Consider the following 1,334-nt stretch of genomic DNA (forward strand, 5'->3'; position numbering starts at 1 on the left):
GCTCAGGGCCGCGTTGGAACTCCGGGCCGCGTTGGAACTCCGGGGCGTGTGGAACGGGGGTGTCACTGGCCGCCCAGCGAACGGCGGAGCCCCCGCTTCCAGGCGGCGACGGATACGGACAGACACCCCTCGAGTTGGAAAAACGCAGGTCAGCTCGTTCCAACGCTCTCTATGCCAGGCGGCGGTCACCGCTTGGCACCCGTCGAGCGAGGGCGAGGAAGCCGACCTCGACTGGAATGACAAGTTCCACGGAACACCTCCCGTCGGCTTTCCCGCCTGGTTCGGTCCTCTACCCGCCGACCCGACGCCCACGAATTCCACCCATGAGACGGGTGGGAACCGAGGCGCTCAGCTCGATACGGTTGCGCTTTTCTCGGCCCGCTTGATCTCCCCGAGGTACTTCCGCACCGTTCCAACGGTGTAGCCGGAGCCCTCGGCAAGAATCGGCGCGAGCGCATTCGCGGACCGGGAACGTTCCTCCGGAGGCAGCCGCCGATAACGGACTGCCACGATTTCCGGCCCCGTCCGTACTTCAGCCTCGCGCTCCTGGACCTCCGACGCCTCCTCCCGCGCAGGCTGGGCGAGATCGATTGCCGGGTCCGGGCGTGAGGTCACGAAGCCCGGGACCTCATCGTGCTCGGGGATCCGCATCTGCACCACGCGGCGTCGCTCCCCCGTCCACTCCGCCTTCGCAGCGGACACGGCGATCTTCTCCACCGGCGTCTCCTCAGAACGAGAACGCCCCTCGCCGACATGGCTCCCGGATGCTTCGTTCGAGACCCCGGGCTCATCCGGCACCTCCTCGAACAAACCGTTCTTCGGCTTCGTCCGCTCCGGTCCGAACCTTGCGCTGCTCCCGTTCGACTGCGGCTCTGCCTGCTCGACGGTCGGCACCCCCGCCATGAGAGCCGTCGGTTCGATGCCGGCGGCGGCGAGGCCCGCGGGGGCGGTGTCGGCCAGGGGGACGCCGTACTTCGCCAGCCGCAGGGGCATCATCGACTCGATGGGGGCCTTGCGCCGCCAGTTGCGGCCGAAGCGGGCCTGGAGGCGGGCCTGGTAGATCAGCCGGTCCTGTTCGAGCTTGATGACCTGCTCGTAACTGCGCAGCTCCCACAGCTTCATCCGCCGCCACAGCTTGAACGTCGGGATGGGCGAGAGCAGCCAGCGGGTGAGGCGGACGCCCTCCATGTGCTTGTCGGCGGTGATGTCGGCGATCCGGCCCACCGCGTGCCGGGCGGCCTCGACGGCGACGACGAACAGCACCGGGATCACCGCGTGCATCGCGGTGCCGAGCGGGTCGGGCCAGGAGGCGGCCCCGTTGAACGCGATCGTCG

Annotated in this window: 1 protein-coding gene; it reads right to left on the minus strand. The window is 68.9% G+C overall.

Annotated features, from left to right (window positions below):
* Nucleotides 1–348: 348 nt before the first annotated feature.
* Nucleotides 349–1,334: DUF2637 domain-containing protein (locus ACFVWD_RS58210; protein ID WP_389607280.1), on the minus strand; the 986-nt coding region annotated here is incomplete at its 5' end.

Source organism: Streptomyces sp. NPDC058086 (assembly GCF_042885015.1).
Classification (GTDB): Bacteria; Actinomycetota; Actinomycetes; order Streptomycetales; family Streptomycetaceae; genus Streptomyces.